Annotated in this window: 2 protein-coding genes; one reads left to right on the top strand and one right to left on the bottom strand. The window is 41.3% G+C overall.

All coding sequences use genetic code 11. The features are described 5' to 3' along the window. The first annotated feature begins 37 nt into the window (after positions 1-37). Entirely contained in the window at positions 38-241 is a 204-nt protein-coding gene (locus tag HMPREF9469_RS33800; protein ID WP_082197757.1) for a tyrosine-type recombinase/integrase, read from the top strand. 406 nt (positions 242-647) lie between these two features. On the opposite strand, the gene HMPREF9469_RS14295 is transcribed toward HMPREF9469_RS33800, so the two are convergent. After that, entirely contained in the window at positions 648-860 is a 213-nt protein-coding gene (locus HMPREF9469_RS14295; RefSeq protein ID WP_155858431.1) for a hypothetical protein, read from the bottom strand. Between the last annotated feature and the right edge of the window lie 562 nt (positions 861-1422).

Below are 1422 nucleotides of genomic sequence, written 5' to 3'. Positions count from 1 at the left end.
TTAAAGAAGAACGCCCTGGAGAACATTATCCGGAAGATTGCTAAAAAGGACAGGGCTGGGTAAGCGGGTATTTCCACATTTGCTGAGGCACACATTTGCCACGCGTGCATTGAACAAAGGTATGCCGCTTCCAACATTATGTGATTTGATGGGGCATTCGAGTGTAGAAACCACCAGGATATATGCAAAAAATGGTGCCGGAAAGATTAGATATGAGTACGACATGTATGCTGCATCCTAACTCTTAAAATCTGACAGGATTTTTTTGGCCTGCCAGATGGGAGGCTTACTTAAAGTACGCTTATGGGGGATGTTGAGCACAGTTATAATTATATAGAATTGTTATGCGTGCTGTTTTTTTTGCACTTCCGGGCATAATACGGATTTAAGTAACAGGTTTGCGAGCAGAGTTGCTGACTGCAATTTCCTTACTGAGGGTAAAAGCGAGACGGTAGTAATGGCAATTTGGGATAATAATACACTCAATACACCATATAAGCAGGGAGTCAGTGGATTTGGTAATGGCTTTGTTATCGGTATGTCTCTTGAGCTTGCCTGGGCTATTCAGGTTGCTTTTGCAGTGTCAGATACTAACTTGTTTGTCCGAAGTTATACTCTTGCTGGAATCGGTTGGACCGGTTGGCGAACTATATAATTGAAAAGGAAAGACATCCTGCATACCTCCCTGCACCACAGGGATTTGCAATGATATCCTTTTTATTTAAGTAAAACGGCATAGAAATGTCGCCGTTTTCCCAGCCTGTAATGCGCCCGTGCCTGACGATTGTTGATTCAGGCAGTCCGCTTACAATCAGCGTGTTTATTGCTGTAATCTCCTTTACAGTGATATCAAAATCCACAAAACACGTACCGTTAAGGACTTTGTATACCACGGTTCCAGCACTTACCCAATCCGAATTAATGACGGCATCCCCAGAATATGCCTTAACAATTCCATGGTCTGATAAATCCGTATTGTACACAGCAACTAAAATGAATAAAAATGAGTTTTTGGTGAATTAACATACTGATGTGCGCAATACGGATTTAAAATTACTTGCTTCATGTTTTAACTTTGAAAAAGTAGCTATAATACAGCCTTTTTTCGATGATGCAGACCAATCATTCGGTTTTCGCTCCTATTACAATATGTCGATGGCAGCAGGCTACGCAATACATTTCTACTACAGTGGCGAGAAACGTATTACATTGCGATTTTTAGATACTGATGGTACCTGGAAAGATTCATGGACTGGAAAGTTGCAATAGCTTAAATGATTATTCACCACCATTTTTTCATGAACAGCGCATCTGCCGAAATACCCTGCGGGATTATTTTCTGCTCATTTCGGTCATTGCCCACGAAACAAGTCAGGATGTTTGAAGATGACGCTATGTAACATGCGTATGCAACGTTCCCAT

Source organism: [Clostridium] citroniae WAL-17108 (genome assembly GCF_000233455.1).
Lineage (GTDB): Bacteria > Bacillota > Clostridia > Lachnospirales > Lachnospiraceae > Enterocloster > Enterocloster citroniae.
The sequence above is the reverse complement of the archived record's forward strand: the minus strand, read 5'-3'. Positions and strand labels throughout refer to the sequence as shown.